The organism is Duganella margarita (genome assembly GCF_009857535.1).
GTDB classification, from domain to species: Bacteria; Pseudomonadota; Gammaproteobacteria; order Burkholderiales; family Burkholderiaceae_D; genus Rugamonas; species Rugamonas margarita.
Window position 1 is genome coordinate 314,022 of record NZ_WWCS01000002.1, and the last position, 18,684, is coordinate 332,705.

An 18,684-nucleotide genomic window follows, 5' to 3' on the forward strand; every position below is an offset into this window, starting at 1 on the left:
CGGGTAGAATTCGGCTTCATACGTGAATGGTGCCCTGCATGCTTGTCAGCTGCGGGGTGAAACGGGAAGCCGGTGACGCGCGCGATTTGCATCGCGCGCCAGTCCGGCGCAGCCCCCGCTGCTGTAAGCCTGACGACGTTGACCGAACGCCACTGCGCATCGCGCGGGAAGGCCAGGACAGCGAAGGATGAAGGCCAGCCAGAAGACCGGCCAGTCACGATTAATGCGCAAGGCCCGGGGTGTGGCTTTGCCTGTTAGATGTTCGTCGCTCTCCGCATGCATCACTGTCATTGCGCGCTTTCCCGCGTGGGTGTTGGTGCGCCTGCGTCTGCGCGGCGGATTCCGCCAACCATTCATCATCGAGATGTCGTCATGACCGATTCCAAGCATTCCCGTAGCATTGCCGTTATTGTTTCCCTGCTTTGCGCCTCCGGTGCTTTCGCCCAGCAGGGCGACGAGATGCAGACCGTCACCGTGCAGGGCACGTCCAGCAACCCCGGACTGGGGCTGACGCGCCAGAGCGGCACCGCCAGCCGCCTCAATCTGACGGCGCAGGAACTGCCGGCCAGTGTCGACATCCTCAGCGCCGACACCATGCAGGCGCGCGGCGACCTGCTGGTGAAGGATGCGGTGACCCGCAGCACCGGCCTGACCGACATCAGCTCACCCGGCAATGGCGTGGCCTATTCGGCGCGCGGCTTCACCGGCAACGGCTCGATCGCCTTGCTGGAAAACGGCCAGCGCCCGCAGGTCGGTTCCGGCACCGCCACCTATCCGGCCGATCCATGGGGCTATGATTACATCGAAGTGCTGCGCGGTCCCGGCTCGGTGGTGTACGGCAGCGGCACCACCGGCGCCGCCATCAACGCGGTGCGCAAGGCGCCTGGCCGTAACAGTTCGTTCGAGGCGATGGCCGGCATCGGCGGCGAGGCGGTACGCGCCGGCGTCGGCGGAACGGGCGCGCTGGGCGAACACGGCGCGTTTCGCATCGACGCCTACGCGGACCACAGCGACGGCTTGATCGACCGTGGCGATGCGCGTCACGGCAAGGTGCTGACCAGCGTGCGCTACGCGCTGACGCCCGATCTGGACCTGGACCTGCAGCTCGACCATCTGGAACAAAAGCCGCAGCGCTACTTCGGCACGCCGCTGGTGAACGGCGGCCTGTCGCGCGCGCTGCGCGACCAGAACTACGATGTCAGCGACGCCGATATCCACTTTGCCGACGACAAGGCGCTGGCGCGCCTGACCTGGCGCTATTCGCCGGCGCTCACGATCAGCAACGAGCTGGCGTACATGAAGGCGCGCCGCAACTGGCGCAACGCCGAGTACTATCACTACGACGCCACTGCCAATGCGGTCGAGCGCAGCGACTACATCGCCATCCATCACGATCAGGAGCAGACCGGCAACCGGCTGGAAGCGCGCTGGAACGACGGCGCCAATCGGGTGGCGGCCGGCTGGGAAGCGGCCGTGATCAACTTCGTGCACACGAATAACTCGCCGTACGGCGGTTCGTCCACCGTGGCGCCGACCGGCTTCGATCCCGGCGTATTCGATAGCCCGGACCCGCTGCTGCCGAACTTCTCGACCCACACCGTCACCAATGCCTTGTATGTGGAAGACGCCTACAGCATCAACGACAGCCTGCTGTTGCTGGCCGGCCTGCGCCATGACCGTTACAAGGTCGATCGTGTCAGCCTGCTCGGCGCAGCGGGTTTCAGCTCGACGCTGCAAGCAAATGCCGCGCGCCTTGGCCTGACGTGGAAGCTGGCGGCGGATACTTCGCTGTACGGCCAGGTGAGCACCGGCAGCGATCCGGTCACCAGCCTGCTGTCGCTGAATCTGGCCAATAGCCGCTACAAGCTGACCTCCGCGCGTCAGGTGGAGGCGGGTGTCAAGCAATCGCTGGCCGGCGGCAAGGCCGAATGGACGGTGGCGCTGTACCACATCAGCAAGGACGACATCATCACGCGCGATCCATCCAATCCGGCGTTGTCGGTGCAGGGCGGTTCGCAAACCTCGCGCGGCGCGGAGGTGACGGCCAGCGTGGCGCTGGCCCAGGCCTGGCGCCTGGAAGCGAATGCGGCTTACACCGATGCGCAGTTCGGTCAGCTAATTGAAAGCGGCAACCTGTCGCGCGCCGGCAATCGGCCTTCAGACGTGCCGAAGGTGTCGGCCAATCTGTGGCTCAATTATCGCGACCACGGCTGGCGCGCATCGGCCGGCGCGCGCTATGTCGGCGAACGTTTCATCGACAACGCCAACAGCCAGGCGATACCTGCCTATACGACGTTCGACGCGTCGCTGGGCTGGAACTACAGCCGCAATGTGCTGGTGCAGCTCAACCTGCGCAACCTGACCGACAAGCTGTATGCCAGCACATCTTACAGCGACAGCCAGTATCTGCTGGGTGATCGCCGCCATGCCGAGTTGACCGTGCAGTGGCGTTACTGATCGTGGCCTTCTGGAAGCGTCAGCTGCACCTGTGGCACCGCTGGCTGGGCATCGTGCTTGGCTTGCTGGTGCTGCTGTGGTTCGGTTCCGGCATCGTCATGATGTATGTGCCGTATCCGTCGCTGACGGAGCAGGAGCGCATGGCGTGGCTGGCGCCTATCGATGCGCGGCTGGTGCGGCTGAACGCGTGGGAAGCGTGGCAGGCCGCCGCGCATCCCAATCGCGCCAATCCCGCCGCGCCGGCGGCGCTGCCGGCCGAAGTACGCATAACCACCGTCGCAGGGCGTCCGGCCTACCACTTCAAGGCCGATGGTCATTGGCTGTCGGTCTGGGCCGACACCGGCCAGCCGGTGCAGGTGACGCCGAAGCTGGCGATGAGCAGCGCCCGCAGCGCCGCGCCAGGCGCGCAGGCACTGTCGGCGGAGTTGATCGACATCGACCAGTGGAGCTTCGGCCGCCTGCAAGATCACCGCCCGCTGTACCGCGTGCACGCCGACGACATGGCGGGCAGCCTGCTCTACATCTCCAGCCGCACCGGCGAACTGGTACGCGACACCACGCGCAGCGAGCGTGCCTGGAACTGGGCCGGGTCGGTCATCCACTGGATCTACTTCACGCCCTTGCGCACGCACGGCCAGCCGTGGCGGCAGGTGGTGATGTGGACCTCCGGCGCGGCCCTGTTGCTGGTGATGCTCGGCATGGTGCTGGGCATCCAGCGCCTGCGCCTGCGCCGCCGTTACGCCGGCGGCCGACGCTCGCCATATCGCGGCTGGCAGGCATGGCACCACTGGCTGGGACTAAGCGTCGGCGTGCTGATGATGACATGGCTGTTCAGCGGCTGGCTGTCGGTCACGCCGTTCGACTGGCTATCGTCGCCGGGCGTCACTGCGCAGGACCGGCTGGCATTCGCCGGCGGCCCCCTGAACCGCGACGATTTGTCGATTGCAGCGGCAGACATCGTCGAGCGCCATCCCGGCGCACTGGAACTGGCATGGCGGCGCGTCGACGGCCAGCTGTATCTGGGCGCGTTGGACCGCGCACGGCGCCAACTGCTGGACGCCGACACCGGCGCCTCAGCCGGCCCGCTGCCGCCAGCACGCCTGCTGCACGCCATCCAGGCCATGCGTCCCGGCGCGCAATTGCAGTCAGTGCAAACGCTGACCAGCGAAGACAGCTACCATTACAGCCATCACCACACCGCCGTGCTGCCGGTGTTGCGCGCGCAATTTGCATTGGCCGACGACACCACGTTCTACATCGACCCGGCCCAAGGCCAACTGGTGGGCTACGCCGACCGCAACAGCCAGTGGAACCGCTGGCTGTTCAACGGCCTGCACCAGCTGGACTTCGCCGCCGTGCTGCGCGCGCGGCCCTTGTGGGACGTGCTGGTCATCAGCCTGTGCCTGCTGGGCGGCACGGCTACGCTGGCCGGCGTGACGCTGGGCTGGCGGCGCGTGCGCAAGCGTTAGCGTTCTATGCGTGGCTGCCGGAGTGGCCGGCAGGGGTTTTCCACTTGGGCAGGGACAACGCAAAATGCTCGGTCAGTCCCTGCGAGATGGCGATGCTGGCGGCCTCGGTGCGGCTGCTGGCGTTCAGTTTGACCATGATGGATTTGACGTGAAACTTCACCGTTTCGGTGGCGATATCCAGCTGGCGTCCGATCGATTTGTTGCACAGGCCTTGGGCCAGCAGCTGCATCACATCGTCCTCGCGGGTGGTCAGCGTGTTGCGCCCCGGCAGATGGGCTTGCCGCGCCAGGTCGCGGCACAGGAAGAAGTCGCCGCGCGCCACGCTCTTGACCCCGGCAATAAAATCCTCGACCGAGGCGGTACTCAGGATCACGCCATGTATCCCATGGCTGAACGCACATTCGATGGCGTGGTTGCGCGCGCAGGCCACCACCACCAGCACGCGCGCGCCGGCGTAGGTATGCGCGCCGGCGGCGAGGTGTTGCGGCAGCGTGGGGATGGCGGCACCGTCCACCACCAGCACCTGCACCTGCTGCGGCGTGCCGCCGGTATCGACCTGGACGAGGTCGCCCGCCTGCTGAAGCGCCGCGCAGGCGCCGGCCTGCAACAGCGGCTCGCGGATCTGGACGGCGACATGGATGCGCGATGTGGCTGCGTTGAGGTTCATTGCAATTTCCTGGCTATTAATGATGACATGTCGTAATCATCGCCAGTCAGCGCTACCGCGTCGAGTTAGCGCTTGTTGTAAGTTGTGAGCGGCCGGTTTCCGGCAGGCGCCAGGTGGCCACCAGCGCCGCGATGCTGGTGGCGGCGATGCACCAGGCCGGCGCCATCGGGTCGCCGGTCAGCGCGATCAGCCAGGTGACGACAAACTGCGCGCTGCCGCCAAACAGCGACACCCCGACGGAATAGATCAACGCCAGCGCCGCGGCGCGCTGGGTGGCCGGGAACAGTTCGCAAATGGTGGTCAGCACGGCGCCGGCGGTGAGCGCGGTCAACAGCGCCAGCGTGGCCGAGATGAGTTGCAGCGCCATGGCGTGCGGGTGCGCGATCAGCCAGCTGAACATCGGCAGGCAGACCAGCGCCGTGGCCAGGCGCGGCCAGAACATCAGCGGCCAGCGGCCATAGCGGTCGGCCAGATGGCCGCCCAGCAGCGCGCCCGCCAGCATGGTCAGGCCGGTGGCGATGGCCGTCTGCAGGGCGTCGGCCGGCGGCAGGTGCAGCACGGTAGCGCCGTAGGTGGTCATGTAGCTGCCGATGTAGGTCGATACCGTGCCGCCGGCAATCACCAGGATGCCCAGCACCACATGCTGGCTGCGCCACAGCAGCCGCCCGGCGTGATGCGTGGCGGCGCTGGCGGCGCCGGCCTGGCTGGGCAGCGTTTCGGGCATCTGGAAGCGCAGGTAGAGCGCGACCGGGATCAGCAAGGTGCTGATGGCAAACGGCACGCGCCAGCCCCAGTCCTGCATCTGCGCGGCGCTGAGCGACAGCGCCAAGCCCATGCCGAGGCCGCCGGCCAGTGCGGTGGCGATGCCCTGGCTGCCCATTTGCAGCGCCACATAGGTGGCCCGCTGGTGGGGCGGCGCGCTCTCCAGCAGAAAGGCGGTGGCGGGGCCGGTTTCGCCGCCGAGGGCGAAACCCTGTACCAGCCGGCACAGCGTGATCAGCAGCGGCGCGTACAGGCCGATGCTGGCGTAGCCGGGCGTCAGCATCAGCGCGACCGTGCCGAGCGTCATCAGGACGGCGCTCAGCAACAGTGCCGGGCGGCGGCCGGCCCGGTCGGCATAGCGGCCGATGACGATGCTGCCCAGCGGCCGGGCGATAAAGCCCACACCGAACACGCCGACCGCCAGCAGCAACGCCAGCGCGGACCCCGCACCGGGGAAGAACACCTTGCCGATGGTTTGCGCAAAGAACGCATAGGCGACGAAATCGAAGAACTCCAGCCCGTTGCAGATCACGGCGGCCAGGACGATCGCGGTGCCGGGACGCGTCGCGGCCATGTTAGAGCGCGGCCGGGACACCGGGCGCGGCGTCGCCGCGCGGATGGCCGAGCAGGGCGCGGGCCCGCGCCAGGTCCGGTGACTGCTCTTGCCGGGCGGCCTCCACCAGCGGCAGCAGCAGCGGCGCCACCGCGTCGGCATCGCCCTGCGCCAGGCGCAATTCCGCCAGCGCCACGCTGGCGCGCAATTGTTCCGACCAGGCGCCTTGTTGCTGCGCCAGCGCCATCGCCGCCAGGAAGCTCTGTTCGGCGTCGGCAGGGCGCGCCATATTGGCCTGGCATCTGCCGCGCGTGGTCAGGAACTCGGGCAGGCGCAGCAGGTCGCCGCCGCGCCGGATGGTGGCTTCGGCCTGTTCGCACATCGACAGACTGGCCGCGTGCAGGGCCAGGTCGGACAGGCCCCTGGCCATCAGCGTCAGCGCCATGCTGGTCAGCATCTCGTAGCCGTAGGCGTGCAGCGACTCCACTGCATCGCGGATGCGTTCGCCGCCGGCGGCCGGCTGGCCTTGCAGCAGCAGCACCTGGCCGTACAGGATGTCGGCGGTATTGCGATACGGTTCCAGCGAATGCTGCTTGCCGACCCGTTCCAGTTCGTCGGCGACGGCGGTGATGCGTTCGACATCCTCGGCATAGCTGTACACCGAACCGGCCCAGATCAGCGCCAGGCAATAGGTCACCGCGTGACCATGGTGTTTGGCCTTGAGGATGGTCTCGGCGGCCAGGGCGTAAGCCTGGGCCGGACGGCCGCTCAGCCACAGCGTGCGGCTGAGGCCGCACAGTGCGCGGATGTGGTATTCAAAGCCCACGCTGGAATCGAGCACGTGCGGCGCGCTGGCCGCGTAGCTGAAGCAGTTTTCCCAGTGCCGCCGGGCCGCCTCGACCTGGCCGACCAGGTGCAGGCAGACGCCCATCAGCGCATCGACCATGAAGCGCGCCTGCGGATCGTCCCGCCCCTGCAGCAGCGACTGCGCCTGGTGGGCGATGGCCAACGCCTCGGTGTAGGCGCCTTCCCGATGCAGCAGCACCAGGTAGCCGCTCAGCAGTTGCAGCAGCTCCGCCAAATCGCCCAGCTGCTCGGCCAGCGCGATGCTGCGGCGGTAGGCGGCGCTGGCGCGGCCGTTGCGGCCGCTGCCGAGGAACATCAGCGCCTGACCGAGCGCACGCTGCAGGCGCATTTCCAGCTGCGAACCGGCCAGCGCCGGCGGCAGGTGCTGCAGCGCCGCCTGCGCCCAGCGCGAGCATTCGACCAGCTGCGAGTGTTGCAGCAGCAGCGGGCAGGTTTGCGCCGCCAGTTCGATCGCGCGGCTGGCGTGCTGGCGGTCGCGCAGAAACCAGTCCAGCGCGGCGCGCAGATTGGGCAGGTCTTGTTCGATCAGCTCGGCGTGCGGCGACGGGCCGTCGAGGCGGCCGATCCAGCGCTGGAAAAATTCGGCGTGGCGCTGCGTCACCGCCGCCAGTTCGTCCGACCCCTGCAACAGGGTGCGGCAATACGAGCGGGTGGTGTCGAGCAGGCGGTAGCGCAGCGTGGCGCCGCCGGCGTTGACTGCCACCAGCGACTTCGACACCAGGTTGGCCAGCAGTTCCACCGCGGCAAACTGGTCCTGCTCCGGGCAGCAGATGGCGAGGGCGGCATCGAGCGAAAAGGTGCCGGTCAACACCGACAGCCGGCGCAGCAGCCGCCGTTCGGCGGCCGGCAGCAGGTTGAAGCTCCAGTCGAGCGTGGCGCGCAGCGTCTGGTGACGGGCGTTGGCGGTGCGGCGGCCGGGCCACGACAGCGAGGCGCCGGCGTCAAAATGCCGGGTGACGGCGTGCAGGCCGAGCGCGTCGATGCGGCTGGCGGCCAGTTCGATCGCCAGCGCGATGCCGTCCAGGTCGCGGCACAGGCGCGCCACCAGCGGCGCATCCTGGTCCGACAGCATGAAGTCGAGGCCGCCGGCGGCGGCGCGCTCGACAAACAGCTTGACCGCCGGGTAGGCCAGCGCCTGGGCGCCGGTCAGGCCATCGCCATCGGGCGGGCAGGCCAGCGGTTGCAGGCGGTAGACGTACTCGCCGGCGGCGCGCAGCACTTCGCGGCTGGTTACCAGGACGCGGATGCCCGGGCAGTGGCGCAGCAGGCTCTCGACCAGCGTGGCCACGGCATCGATCACGTGTTCGCAGCAGTCGAGCACCAGCAGCGCCTTGCGCTCGGCCAGATGGGCTTCGAGCGCGCGCGGATCGTCGGCGCGGTGGGCCATGCCGAGCGCGCCGGCCAGGGTGGCTAGCACCAGTTCCGCTGCGGTGATGCAGGAAAAATCGACGAAGTGCACATCGCCGGCGAAGTCCGCGGACGCCGCATGCATGGCGGTAATTGCCACCGTGGTCTTGCCGATGCCGCCGGCGCCGACGATCGACACCAGCCGGTAACGCGCCAGCGCGGCGCTCAGCAGGCCGACTTCCTCGTCGCGGCCCAGCACCTGGGTCGACAGCGACGGCAGCCGCAGCGGCGCGTCCGGCCGGGCGTCGGCCACGCGGCCGGCCGGCGCCGACGCGGCGGCGATGCGGTTGACCGGCGCGACAAAACTGTATCCCTGGTTGGCGACGTTGACGATGTAGCGGTGCTGGCCGGCGCTGTCGCCCAGCGCCTTGCGGATGGCGACGATGTGGAAGCGCAGGCTGCCTTCCTCGACCACCATATTCGGCCACACGGTGGCCAGCAGGTCGCGCTTGGCGACCACTGCGCCGGCCGCGGCGACCAGCGCGATCAGCACATCCAGCGCGCGCCCGCCCAGCCGGACGGCGACGCCATCCTGTTCGAGCAGGCGTTCGGCCGGTGACAGCGTAAACGGACCAAATTGAGCGCGCCACTCGGCATTCATTGATTAAGCACCACGGTGATTGAGCAAATACTTCAGGATTTTAACTTATTTTCGTGAAGTTAACTGAGCCGCCCCGCAGCCGGCGCCGTGGCCGGTCCACCCGTTTAGGTGGTTGCGGCCGCCTGACGCAGCGCGCACACTGCCGGGCACATACAAAAGATGGGGAGAGCAATGCGCGTCAACAATGTCGTGCTGGTGCATGGGGCGTTTGTCGATGGCAGCGGCTGGGAGCCGGTCTACCAACTGCTGACGGCCCAGGGCTACCAGGTGCACATCGTGCAGCATCCCACCACCTCGCTGGCGGCCGACGTGGCGGCGACCCAGGCCGTGCTGGATTTACAGGATGGCCCGGTGGTGCTGGTCGGCCATTCCTACGGCGGCGTGGTGATTACCGAAGCGGGCCACCATCCCAAGGTGGCGCGGCTGGTCTACCTGGCCGCATTTGCGCCCGACAGCGGCGAGTCGGTGCAAAAACTGTGCGCCCTGCCGTTGCCCGGCGCACCGCTGCCGCCGATGCTGGCGCCGGTGCGCGGGTTCGTGCGGCTGGACCAGGCCAAGTTTGCCGCCGCCTACGCCGCCGACCTGCAAGCGGAACGCGCCGCTTTCCTGGCCAGCGCCCAGCAGCCGCTGGGACTGGACGCCTTTACCGGCGAGGTGGGCATGCCGGCGTGGCGTTCCAGGCCCAGCTGGTACCTGGTGGCCAGCGAAGACAATATGATTGCGCCGCTGGCGCAACAGCTCATGGCGCAGCGCGCCGGCGCCGCCGTGACCGCAGCCCGCAGCAGCCATGCAGTGCATGAATCTCATCCGGCCGCCGTGGCCGCCCTGATCGACCGCGCGGCGCGCGACCTGCGCTAATCGGCGGCATGCGGCCAGCCCGGCATTTGCGCGCGTCGCGCCGAGAGCGCCAGGAAGGCCAGCGCCAGCAACAGCAAGCCCAACGAGCCGAGCAGGTTGGCGTGGTGGCCATAGCGCGCATACAGCAGCCCGGCCAGCGCCGAACCGAAGGCGATGCCGGCAAACACAAACGAGGCCGTCACCGCCAGCGCCACGCCGCGCAGTTCGGCCGACAACTCCACGATGCGGCGCTGCTGCGATGGCCAGATGATGTCGGTGGCAAAGGCCCACAGCAGCAGCATGCCGAACAGCAGGGCCAGCGTCGGCGGCGCCAGCAACAGCAGCAGGTCCAGCGCCAGCAGGCCCATGCCGGCCAACAGCATGGCGTCGGCGCTGTAGCGGCGGGCCGCCCGTACCACGAACAGGTTGCCCAGCACACCGGCCATGCCCAGCACCGCCATGCCGGCCGAAACCGTATGAGCGCTGCCATGGAACACGTCGCGGATGATCGGCGCGATGAACGCATACGTGGTGTAAGCGCCGGCGGCGATGAAGAACACCACCAGGTAGGCCGGCAACAGCACCGCATCGGTCAGCACCCGCCCCAGCGTGGTCAGCGAAATCGCCTGACCGCCGGCCTGTGCCGGCACCGCCAGGCGTATCAGCAGCGCCGTCAGCAGGCCGGCCGCAGCCACCGCCACGAACAGCGGCCGCGCGCCCCACGCTTGCGCCATCCAGGCCGACAGCGGCATGCCCACCAGCCCGGCCATGCTCAGCCCCAGCAGCACCATGGCGATCGCGCTGCCCTGTTGTCTGGGTTCGACCAGGCCGGCCGCCAGCGCGCCCAGCACCGGGCCGATCAGCGCGGCGCCCAGTCCCATTGCCACCCGGGCCGCCAGCAGCGCGCGGTAGTCCGGCGCGACGGCGAAAGCCAGCGCCGCGCTGCTGAACACCGCCAGCCCGATCAGCACCTGGCGGCGCCGCGGCAGATGGCCGAACGCCACCTGCAACAGCGGCGCGGCCAGCGCGAAGGTGACCCCGAACACGGTGATCAGCAACGCGGTCTGGGCGTCGCTGAGTCCCCATTGGGCGGCAATCGCCGCCAGGCTGCCGACCACCGACAGCGCGCCGGTGGCCTGCACGAAGTAAGCCAGGCTCAGCGAGCGTAGCGCCAGGACGGCAGGACGGGCGATGGCATCCATGGCTTAGTGGCCAACCGGGATCGGATTGTCCTTCATCTGCTGGTTGAAGCCCTGCACAAAGCCGTGCTCGCCAGAGCCGGGATTGTCGCGCAGCGCCTGGATGCCGTCGATATAGACCTCATCGCGGCCCTGCGCCAGTCTCTGCATGGTGTCGGCGACAAAAGCCGGCAACGGCATGGCGCGCGGATCGCCGCCTTTGTAGATCAGGTCGGTATCGACCCATGGCGGGGCGATTTCCACCACGCGCACGCCGCTACCCTGCAAGGCGAAGCGTTGCGACAGCGCGTACGAGTGAATCGCCGCCTTGGTGGCCGAGTACACGGCGGTGCTGGCCAGCGGCACGAACGCCAGTGCCGACGAATTGTGGATCACCACCGCGTCCTGCTGCTGTTTCAGGTGCGGCAGCAACGCCGAGGTCATGCGCACCGGGCCCAGCAGGTTGGTGCTGATGGTGGCGACGGCGGTGTCGTCGTCGATGGCGCCGGCGGCATCGTCAAACGGCATGATGCCGGCGTTGTTGAACAGCACGTTCAGCTTCGGGAAGTCCTTGACCAGCTGCGCCGCCACCGTGTTGATCTGCTGCGGATTCTGGATGTCCAGCTCGACGCTGTGCATGCCGGGATTGGCCTTGGTCACTTCGTCCAGCAGCGCCTTGCGGCGGCCGCTGATGATGACCTGGTTGCCCAGTTGATGGAACGCTTCGGCGATGCCGCGACCGATGCCCGAGCCGCCGCCGGTGATGAAGATCGTATTGCCGCTGGTTTTCATGATATGGCCTTTCAAGTGAGTTGATGCAAGCCATTCTGCGCCGCCATCCAACGTCTGCGGGGACATTAAACACGCAATTCAGGCCATCTTTAAATGGCGCCAAATGCCGAGAAAAGACATAAAATACCTTTTTTGATAAAAAAAGGACACGATGATGAGCAAGCGCATCGGCCTGGTGATCTTTCCTCAATTTCAGGCCTTGGACATGGCGGCACTGACGGTTTTCGAGTTCGCCAATACCTTGCTGGCGGCGCCGCTGTATGAACTGTCCACCTTGTCGCTGGCCGGCGGGCCGGTGAAAAGTTCCAGCGGCGTGGCACTCGACAGCCTGCCACTGGGCTGGGGCGGTTACGACACGCTGCTGGTGGCCGGCGCCCTCGGCAGCCCGGGGGCGCAGCCGGAACTGGAGGCGGCGCTGCTGGCCAGCGCCGCTGTGACGCGCCGCATCGCCAGCATCTGCACCGGTGCCTTCGTCCTTGCGCGCACCGGCCTGATGGACGGCAAGCGGGTCACCACCCACTGGGCGTTCGGCCGCAAGCTGCAGGAACGGCATCCGGCGCTGACGGTGGACGAGGACAAGATCTTTGCCCGCGACGGCGCGATCTGGTCGTCGGCCGGCGTCACTGCCTGCATCGACATGGCGCTGGCGATGGTGGAACAAGACTTGGGCGCCGAGATTGCCCGCAAGGTAGCGCGGGCAATGGTGGTATACCACCGGCGTAGCGGCGGCCAGTCGCAATTTTCCGCACTGGCCGAGATCGAGCCGAGTTCGGACCGCATCAAGGAAGCGCTGCTGTACGCACGCGACCACCTGCACCGCGACTTGAGCGTCGAAGAGCTGGCTTCGCAGGTGCACTGGAGCCCGCGCCACTTCAGCCGCGTGTTCCAGTCGCAGACCGGGCTGGCGCCGGCCAAGGCGATCGAGAAGCTGCGGGTGGAAGCGGCGCAGGCGCTGATCGACCAGGGCCATTCGTCAATCGGCCGCATCGCCGACCTGACCGGTTTTGGCGACGAGGAACGCCTGCGCCGCGCCTTCCTGCGCGCTTTCGGCCAGCCGCCGAAAGTGTTCGTGCAGCAGGCGCGCTCGCGCAACGAACACGTCTATTTATCGTAAGCCGGGCCGCGCGCCGGCCAAAGGTATAACCCCTTTCGGGGCTGCCTGCGTGCGCGGATGCTGCCTACAATGGCGGTTGATGCCATTCCAGGAGTCCATGATGCAAATCCCGATACCGCGCTCCGCCATGAAGGCCGGCGCCCTTGTGCTGGCGTTGAGCGCCGACCTGTCGCCGGCGTGCGCCGCCGGCCAGATTGACCACGATCATCAGGAGTACGGCATGAACGGCGCCACCACCGCAATCCCGGCCGCCGCGCCGCAAGAGCTGTTGAGCGCAGACGATTATCCGACGACATTGACGCGGTTGGTCGGCGCCTTCGAAGCGGCCGGCATGACCGTCTTTGCGCGCATCGACCATAGCGCCGGCGCGGCCGCTGTCGGACTGAGCGTGCCACCGGCCACCGTCCTCATCTATGGCAATCCGCGCGGCGGCACGCCAGCCATGCAGGCTGCGCCAACGCTGGCGCTCGACCTGCCGTTGCGGGTGCTGGTGCGGCAGGACGAAGCCGGCGCTACCCGGGTGGCGTTTCACTCCGCGCTGGAACTGGTGCGGCGCGCCGGCTTGCCCGACCAGATGGCCGCGCCATTGCTGAAAGCAGAAGCGCTGATCGCGGCCACGGTAAAGCCTTAAGCTGATGCATCAGAACGAGTGACGCATGCCCAGGTCGAAAGCGGCGTTGCCGCTGCCCGGATCGCCATTGCTGCCGACCGTGTAGCCGGCGCCGTTCCTGTTGTTGATCTTGGCGTATGCCAGATAGGTGCTGGTGCGCTTGGTCCAGGCGTAGGAATAGCCGATGCCGAACTGGCTGGCGTCCTGGTCCCATTGCTTGTCGTTTTTGTGCAGGTAGGACGTCATGATGGTGCCGCGCGCGCCGACCGGCACGGTGGCGCCGATCAGCAGGTCGGTGCTGTCGGTGCTGGCCTTGGGCGTGGTGCCGTAAGCGTTCGCCGACGGTAGCACGGCGCTGTTGTAGCCCCTGTCCTGGCTGTAGGAAAAGAACGCCTTCAGCACTTGGAAGTTGTAGTTCGCTACCAACAGCAGGTTGTGTCCCAGGTCATGCGACACCAGCGGTGCACCCGGCGTCGCGCTATCGCTGTTGCGGCTGTTGTAGACCAGCCGGGTATTCAGGTTGCCGTTGCTGTAGGCCAGCGCGGCGGCGTACTGGCGACCGGCGGACTGGCTGCCGGCCTGTTCGCCCATGCTGTAGGTGACTTCGCCTGACAAGCCTTCATAGGACGGCGTCGCATACGCCACGGTATTGCTGGTGCGGGTGTTGGGGCCGACCAGCGGGAACAGGTTTTTGGAGGTGCCGGCATAGCCCAGGCCAAACGGATCGCCGACTTCGCCCAGGGCTTTGTACAGCGGATTCTTTTGCCGGCCAAACGTCAGCATGCCCAGCGACCGGCTGTTCAGGCCGACCAGCGCCTGGCGGTTGCCGAAGGCGTTGGCGACGTCCGATTCGCCGGTGTCGACTTTAAAGCCGGATTCGAGAATGAACAGTGCCTGCAGGCCGCCGCCCAGATCCTCGACGCCACGAAATCCCAGGCGCGAGACGGAGCCGACCCCGCTGGTGACTTTGCTGACATTGCCGGCGGCGCCGCCGCGTTCGGCCACCAGGCCCGCATCCACAATGCCGTAGATGGTGACATTCGATTGCGCGCTGGCGTTGAAGACGAGGCCGCACAGGACGGCCGTAGCCAACCAGATTTTATTCATGGTATTGCCTTTTGGGAGGTGTCACGGCGCGAATGCGCCGCAGGACTGGTCAGGCTCCGGGGGATCGGTGGGCGATGAGACCCGGAGCCGCAGGGCGGTGATTAACCGCGGTAGAGCGGGTTGGAAGCGACGTAGACGCGGACATTGCCAAACTGGACGCCGGCTGGACTGATCTTGCTCAGGTCGAAGGACGTCGTGCCTGGGAAGGTGCTGAAGTTCCACGTAAAGGTCTGGCCGCCAACGCTGAACTGCACGGTCTCACCGTTTTCGACATTGACCCACTTGGTGTCGCCGTTGATGACGATGGTGCGGGCCGCTGCGGTGGCCGGCGCCAGCGTGCCGTAGTCGGCGGCGGTGCCGCTCGGACCGGCAGCCTGGGCGGAAGCCATCATGGCGGTGGAAGTCAGGCCAATCAGGGCCAGGGTGATTACGTTGCTCTTAAAGTTAGACATGCGATTACTCCGATTTGCTCATTTTTGGTTTATGTTTTTATCGGCGACATCGACAGGGTTGGTTTGCGATGTCGTCTGATTGAAATTATAGACAAGCAATTTATGGATGGCATGAATTGTGGGGAAACTTTTCAGTCGAAAAATTCATGATGAAATTTTATGCTGGCCGCTTTTCAAACACCTCCTTCACCACCGGCATGGCCGAGAAGACGCAGGGCCAGACGGAGTAGAAAGCCAGCTGAGTGAGCAGCTCCGACGCCTGGGCCTGGGTCAAACCGTTGTCCATGGCGCGATTGAGGTGGTAGCTTCGCCGGCGTACTGTTGCAATGCAGGCGCTACTGCTTGCAGCGGCTTGAGGGACGGACTACCGGGCAAGCTGGCGCACGGCATCCATTTCTTCATCCCGCCCCGCCGCCTGCCGCGCAAAACTCCGCAGCACCAGGATATCGGGCGTGATGGCGGCGTCCGGCGTATCGGCGCTGTAACTGGTGGCCAGCAGCGGAATGTCGACCGCCACGCCGGAGTTAGGCAGCGTGACCCAGGCCAGTTGTCCGCCGTTCAGGCCACGCAGGTTGCCGCCGGTCGGCTGGCCGACCAGTGTGGCGGCGCCAGACCGCTTGGCAAGTTGCGCCAGCGAGAACGTCGCCGAACTGTTTTCCGGTCCGATCAGCAGCCAGACCTTGCCGGTGTAGCGGTTCGGGCGGGGCGTGACCGTGTGCGCTTGTTGCGCCTTGGGACGAAAACGCCATCGGCCGGCCTGCGGTCCCTCGGTAATTTGATCGACCTGCCCGGTGCGGTCGAAAAAGCCGAAGTCCCAGGTATCCAGATAACGCGCCAGCTTGTACGGCACGCGCTCGTACATCGTCACCGACTGGTCCGAGACGTCGGTGATCGGCGACTTGACCAGCCAGGTCAGCAGTTCCAGGCCGATGCTGCCGTCGCCGCCCTCGTTATTGCGGATGTCGATGACCAGCCGGCTGACTTGCCGTTGTCGCAGTTCAGCGAAGCTGTCGGCAAAAAACTGGCGCCAGTCGAAGGTGCTGCGATACAGCGCAAAGGTCGGCAGCGTCATGACGGCGAGGTCGCCGTCAATCCGCAATTGCCACTTTTCAGCCGGCGGCTGGATGCCCTGTGTCTGCAGAGCTGCGGCACGCGCACGCAGCGTGGTGGCAGCGGCGTCGATGGCACGCGTCGCGCCGGCGCCGGTCCTGACCGTCAGCCGGTAGACGCCGTCCACCGGCGGCGACAGCAGCGGCCAGACGATATCCATCATGCTGTAATCGGGCCGGTCGTGGCTTAGCTGGCGCAAACGCTTGCCGTCGCTGCTGCCATCGGCACGCAGATAGGGCCACATCAGCGCTACCACCTCGGCGCTGCTGTGGCCGTCGATGGTCAACAGCTCGTCGCCGGCAGCAATGCCCGCGACGGCGCTGCCGATCACCAGCCAGCGACCGTCGACCAGGCGCATGGTCAGCGGTAACTTGTCCGCCGCTTCCAGCAGACGCTGTTGAATGGCGCCTTGCTGGTTGAGGACGTTGGTCCAGGTGTGGCCGCAGCGCACCGAGGCCGCCAGTTCGGTCGCCGCCAGATACATGGCGGCGGCGTTGCGCGCGGCGCCGGCACGCGTCTGGAAGCGCGCAAACGATGCGTCGACCTCGGCCTGGCTGCGGTATTTGTCCAGTGCCGGATGCAGCGCCCGCAAGGTGGTGGCGAGGATGGTCGCGTCGCGCCGGGCCTGGTCGGCAGACAGCGTATCGGCGGCGCTGGCGCACAGGCTTATCAGCAGCAGCATCAAGCCGAGCAAACTTTGGAAATGCGGAGTGGACATAGGTGACTTTGTGAAGTGAACAGAGTGTCCTACTCTAGCCATGCGCTACGTCCGACGCGTCGCAAAATCGCCTGCGGCCGATGAAATATGGGATCTGAGACTATCCGGAAGTTGAGACCTGCGTCGCCAGCGGGCCCTGGCGGCGGTATTCGGTCGGCGTGCTGCCCGTGTAGAGTTTGAATGCGCGGTTAAAGCTCGCTTTGGAATTGAAGCCTTCCGCCATCGCGAGGTCGAGTACCGGTTGGTCGTGGTGCTGGCTTAGCGCGACGATTACCGCCTCCACCCGCATGCGGTTGATCGTCTCGGTGAAGCTGACGCCCAGGCCGTCGTTGAGCGCGCGTGACAGGGTGGTGGTGTTGGTGCCGAGGCGGCGCGCCAGGGTCGCCAGCGTCAGCTCGGGATCGCGCCACCAGCGTTCGGCGGTGATGGTGGCGCGCCAGCGTGCGCCCAATTCAGCCAGGTTGCCGGTTTCAGTGGCGCCCGGAACTGGCGCGGCGGGAACAATCGCGGCCGGCGCCGGGACCGGAAAAGCAACGGCGCCGTGCCGATACCCCTCGGTGCCGAGGTAAGAGATCAGTATTGCCAGCCATAGGTAAAACGGGAAGCGCTGGAAATAGCTGAGGCCCGACCACGCCCATTCGGCCGCCGTCAGGGCGAGCCAGAACGTCACCGTCAGCCCCACGGCGACCAGCATATTACGTGCCCATTCTTTGAGCATGGCGTCGGATTGACGATACTGCCGCCAGGCCAGTATCGCATAGGCCACTAATGACGCCATCAGCCCCAGCGTTTCAACCGGTTCCACGTAGGGCCGATGCACCTCTGTGTCCCAGTTGTTTTTGAAGGCAAGCGGCTGGACGAACAGGTAGCTGTAGTACAGCAGCTGTAACAGTGCCGGCAGCAGATGGAAAGGCCGGCGGCGCTGGCCTGTCACGGGGACGCCGCCCATTGCGCTGAAGTATAAATACACCAGCGGGCCGACCGCCAGGCTGAGATTGTAGGGGGCGAATGACAGCCACGGACAGGCGTCGTAGTAGCCGGCGAAACCAATGATGTACGGCGCGGTATATAGAGCCAACACGGCGATGAGCGCCGCCAGCAGGCGATTGGCGCGGTGGTTCGCCGGTGTAAATATCAGCATTGCAGCACGCATGACGCCGTACAAGACGCCGCATAGCAGGACAATGCTCATTGGACCGAAGCGTATCATCAGGGCAATCGTGAGACGGTGGGAATTGCGTTGGACGCGTCGACTACCGCGTCAAAGTAGTGGTTGCCGCCCTCGTCGACATAAATATCTTTGAGAAGCATACCAGCACGTCGCAACCGCCGCTGGTATTCCGCCTCGCCCAGCGACAAGGACGGCTGGCCAGTCTGAAGGTCCCGCCAGGCGCATTGGGTACGTGGGGCGCTGAACAGGAAGCGGCCACCCGGCCGCAGCGCTTGTCCAACCCTGTCGATCATCGTCCGCTGGTCATCTTCTGACAGCAGAAAGACCAGGCCGATGGCAACGGCGCCGTCAAACTGTTGGCTGAAAAAAGTGGTCGTCTGCACCGTCTCGCAAGCAGCAGGCGCTGCGGGAAACCGGCGGCGGAACATCGATAACAGGGTGGGCGATGCATCAATTCCGAAGACGTTGAAGCCGGCGTCCACCAGTATTTGAGAAATGGGCAGGCCCGAACCGCAGCCAATATCCACCACCTCGCTGTGTGGCGTCAGCCCCTGCGTCCATTGCCGTACGACCTGGCTACCAATAGCGGAGCGGGCCGCGACGAAGTCCTCGGCAATTGCCTCCCACCCTGTAGATGCGTCTTCCATGAATGACTGTCTTTTGCAGGTATGTGCGGGCTGGGCGATGAAGTTGGGCGGCAGCGCTGGTTTTGGCTGGTTGTGGTCGGGGCGAGAGGATTCGAACCTCCGGTCTCTACGTCCCGAACGTAGCGCTTTACCGGACTAAGCTACGCCCCGACTGTGATGATAATT

At 66.3% G+C, this 18,684-nt stretch carries 17 protein-coding genes, 1 tRNA gene and 1 riboswitch; of the genes, 6 read left to right on the forward strand and 12 right to left on the reverse strand.

Annotated elements, in window-relative coordinates:
* Window positions 1-10 precede the first annotated feature (10 nt).
* A riboswitch (cobalamin riboswitch) is annotated at window positions 11-229 on the forward strand.
* From GTP55_RS29745 to GTP55_RS03980, 3 genes are all read left to right on the forward strand, one after another.
* The gene (locus GTP55_RS29745) at window positions 188-376 is read left to right on the forward strand and encodes a hypothetical protein (RefSeq protein ID WP_229257721.1); all 189 of its coding nucleotides are present in this window, start codon (window positions 188-190) and stop codon (window positions 374-376) included. (Overlaps the previous riboswitch by 42 nt.)
* Complete coding sequence (locus GTP55_RS03975; RefSeq protein WP_161043676.1) at window positions 373-2,457, forward strand: TonB-dependent receptor; 2,085 nt, start codon at window positions 373-375, stop codon at window positions 2,455-2,457. The genes GTP55_RS29745 and GTP55_RS03975 overlap by 4 nt, the downstream gene beginning before the upstream one ends.
* Window positions 2,445-3,926, forward strand: coding sequence for a PepSY domain-containing protein (locus GTP55_RS03980; RefSeq protein ID WP_161043677.1), 1,482 nt, complete (start codon window positions 2,445-2,447; stop codon window positions 3,924-3,926). The genes GTP55_RS03975 and GTP55_RS03980 overlap by 13 nt, the downstream gene beginning before the upstream one ends.
* A gap of 4 nt (window positions 3,927-3,930) precedes the next feature.
* Here GTP55_RS03980 and GTP55_RS03985 read toward each other — a convergent pair whose 3' ends face one another.
* Genes GTP55_RS03985 through GTP55_RS03995 form a run of 3 tightly spaced genes read right to left on the reverse strand, consistent with a single transcriptional unit; the run spans window position 3,931 to window position 8,783 of the window.
* Window positions 3,931-4,593 carry a response regulator transcription factor gene (locus GTP55_RS03985; RefSeq protein WP_161043678.1) on the reverse strand — a complete coding sequence of 221 codons (663 nt, stop codon included), beginning with the start codon at window positions 4,591-4,593 and terminating at the stop codon, window positions 3,931-3,933.
* Between the two features lie 52 nt (window positions 4,594-4,645).
* The gene (locus GTP55_RS30335) at window positions 4,646-5,929 is read right to left on the reverse strand and encodes an MFS transporter (protein ID WP_161043679.1); all 1,284 of its coding nucleotides are present in this window, start codon (window positions 5,927-5,929) and stop codon (window positions 4,646-4,648) included.
* A 1-nt stretch (window position 5,930) separates the two neighbouring features.
* Window positions 5,931-8,783: an ATP-binding protein gene (locus GTP55_RS03995; RefSeq protein ID WP_161043680.1), complete on the reverse strand. Its 2,853-nt coding sequence runs from the start codon at window positions 8,781-8,783 to the stop codon at window positions 5,931-5,933.
* A 171-nt stretch (window positions 8,784-8,954) separates the two neighbouring features.
* On the opposite strand from GTP55_RS03995, the gene GTP55_RS04000 reads away from it, so the two are divergent.
* On the forward strand, window positions 8,955-9,641 hold the full coding sequence (locus GTP55_RS04000; protein WP_229257722.1) for an alpha/beta fold hydrolase: 687 nt from the start codon (window positions 8,955-8,957) through the stop codon (window positions 9,639-9,641).
* Here the strand turns inward: GTP55_RS04000 and GTP55_RS04005 are convergent.
* Both GTP55_RS04005 and GTP55_RS04010 read right to left on the reverse strand, forming a co-directional pair.
* Entirely contained in the window at window positions 9,638-10,822 is a 1,185-nt protein-coding gene (locus tag GTP55_RS04005; RefSeq protein WP_161043682.1) for an MFS transporter, read from the reverse strand. The two genes, GTP55_RS04000 and GTP55_RS04005, sit on opposite strands and share 4 nt — an antisense overlap.
* Before the next feature lie 3 nt (window positions 10,823-10,825).
* Entirely contained in the window at window positions 10,826-11,590 is a 765-nt protein-coding gene (locus GTP55_RS04010; RefSeq protein ID WP_161043683.1) for an SDR family oxidoreductase, read from the reverse strand.
* A 154-nt stretch (window positions 11,591-11,744) separates the two neighbouring features.
* On the opposite strand from GTP55_RS04010, the gene GTP55_RS04015 reads away from it, so the two are divergent.
* Window positions 11,745-12,704, forward strand: a complete 960-nt coding sequence (locus GTP55_RS04015; RefSeq protein WP_202423523.1) for a GlxA family transcriptional regulator — start codon at window positions 11,745-11,747, stop codon at window positions 12,702-12,704.
* Window positions 12,705-12,801: 97 nt separating this feature from the next.
* Window positions 12,802-13,335 (forward strand): DUF302 domain-containing protein, encoded by a 534-nt coding sequence (locus GTP55_RS04020; protein WP_229257723.1) that lies wholly within the window; start codon window positions 12,802-12,804, stop codon window positions 13,333-13,335.
* 9 nt (window positions 13,336-13,344) lie between these two features.
* Here GTP55_RS04020 and GTP55_RS04025 read toward each other — a convergent pair whose 3' ends face one another.
* The 7 genes from GTP55_RS04025 to GTP55_RS04055 all read right to left on the reverse strand — a co-directional run bounded on the left by GTP55_RS04025 (window position 13,345) and on the right by GTP55_RS04055 (window position 18,669).
* The gene (locus GTP55_RS04025; RefSeq protein WP_161043685.1) at window positions 13,345-14,421 is read right to left on the reverse strand and encodes a porin; all 1,077 of its coding nucleotides are present in this window, start codon (window positions 14,419-14,421) and stop codon (window positions 13,345-13,347) included.
* Window positions 14,422-14,522: 101 nt separating this feature from the next.
* Window positions 14,523-14,873 (reverse strand): CzcE family metal-binding protein, encoded by a 351-nt coding sequence (locus tag GTP55_RS04030; protein WP_161043686.1) that lies wholly within the window; start codon window positions 14,871-14,873, stop codon window positions 14,523-14,525.
* A 157-nt stretch (window positions 14,874-15,030) separates the two neighbouring features.
* Window positions 15,031-15,201 carry a carboxymuconolactone decarboxylase family protein gene (locus GTP55_RS04035; RefSeq protein ID WP_161043844.1) on the reverse strand — a complete coding sequence of 57 codons (171 nt, stop codon included), beginning with the start codon at window positions 15,199-15,201 and terminating at the stop codon, window positions 15,031-15,033.
* Window positions 15,202-15,237: 36 nt separating this feature from the next.
* The gene (locus tag GTP55_RS04040) at window positions 15,238-16,665 is read right to left on the reverse strand and encodes a S41 family peptidase (protein ID WP_161043687.1); all 1,428 of its coding nucleotides are present in this window, start codon (window positions 16,663-16,665) and stop codon (window positions 15,238-15,240) included.
* 136 nt (window positions 16,666-16,801) lie between these two features.
* A complete protein-coding gene (locus tag GTP55_RS04045) occupies window positions 16,802-17,893 on the reverse strand; it encodes an AraC family transcriptional regulator (protein WP_161043688.1) in 1,092 nt (363 codons plus the stop codon).
* A 17-nt stretch (window positions 17,894-17,910) separates the two neighbouring features.
* Window positions 17,911-18,519, reverse strand: coding sequence for a class I SAM-dependent methyltransferase (locus tag GTP55_RS04050; protein WP_161043689.1), 609 nt, complete (start codon window positions 18,517-18,519; stop codon window positions 17,911-17,913).
* Window positions 18,520-18,592: 73 nt separating this feature from the next.
* Window positions 18,593-18,669, reverse strand: a tRNA-Pro gene (locus tag GTP55_RS04055).
* Between the last annotated feature and the right edge of the window lie 15 nt (window positions 18,670-18,684).

What these genes read in the sequence shown, in the direction of transcription:
- GTP55_RS04020 (WP_229257723.1), top strand. Translation starts at nt 12,802, where the DNA reads ATGATGCAAATCCCGATACCGCGCTCCGCCATGAAGGCCGGCGCCCTT.
- GTP55_RS04025 (WP_161043685.1), bottom strand. Translation starts at nt 14,421, where the DNA reads ATGAATAAAATCTGGTTGGCTACGGCCGTCCTGTGCGGCCTCGTCTTC.
- GTP55_RS04050 (WP_161043689.1), bottom strand. Translation starts at nt 18,519, where the DNA reads ATGGAAGACGCATCTACAGGGTGGGAGGCAATTGCCGAGGACTTCGTC.
- GTP55_RS04005 (WP_161043682.1), bottom strand. Translation starts at nt 10,822, where the DNA reads ATGGATGCCATCGCCCGTCCTGCCGTCCTGGCGCTACGCTCGCTGAGC.
- GTP55_RS03985 (WP_161043678.1), bottom strand. Translation starts at nt 4,593, where the DNA reads ATGAACCTCAACGCAGCCACATCGCGCATCCATGTCGCCGTCCAGATC.
- GTP55_RS04040 (WP_161043687.1), bottom strand. Translation starts at nt 16,665, where the DNA reads ATGCTGCTGCTGATAAGCCTGTGCGCCAGCGCCGCCGATACGCTGTCT.
- GTP55_RS29745 (WP_229257721.1), top strand. Translation starts at nt 188, where the DNA reads ATGAAGGCCAGCCAGAAGACCGGCCAGTCACGATTAATGCGCAAGGCC.
- GTP55_RS04045 (WP_161043688.1), bottom strand. Translation starts at nt 17,893, where the DNA reads ATGAGCATTGTCCTGCTATGCGGCGTCTTGTACGGCGTCATGCGTGCT.
- GTP55_RS04015 (WP_202423523.1), top strand. Translation starts at nt 11,745, where the DNA reads ATGAGCAAGCGCATCGGCCTGGTGATCTTTCCTCAATTTCAGGCCTTG.
- GTP55_RS04000 (WP_229257722.1), top strand. Translation starts at nt 8,955, where the DNA reads ATGCGCGTCAACAATGTCGTGCTGGTGCATGGGGCGTTTGTCGATGGC.
- GTP55_RS04030 (WP_161043686.1), bottom strand. Translation starts at nt 14,873, where the DNA reads ATGTCTAACTTTAAGAGCAACGTAATCACCCTGGCCCTGATTGGCCTG.
- GTP55_RS03975 (WP_161043676.1), top strand. Translation starts at nt 373, where the DNA reads ATGACCGATTCCAAGCATTCCCGTAGCATTGCCGTTATTGTTTCCCTG.
- GTP55_RS04010 (WP_161043683.1), bottom strand. Translation starts at nt 11,590, where the DNA reads ATGAAAACCAGCGGCAATACGATCTTCATCACCGGCGGCGGCTCGGGC.
- GTP55_RS30335 (WP_161043679.1), bottom strand. Translation starts at nt 5,929, where the DNA reads ATGGCCGCGACGCGTCCCGGCACCGCGATCGTCCTGGCCGCCGTGATC.
- GTP55_RS03995 (WP_161043680.1), bottom strand. Translation starts at nt 8,783, where the DNA reads ATGAATGCCGAGTGGCGCGCTCAATTTGGTCCGTTTACGCTGTCACCG.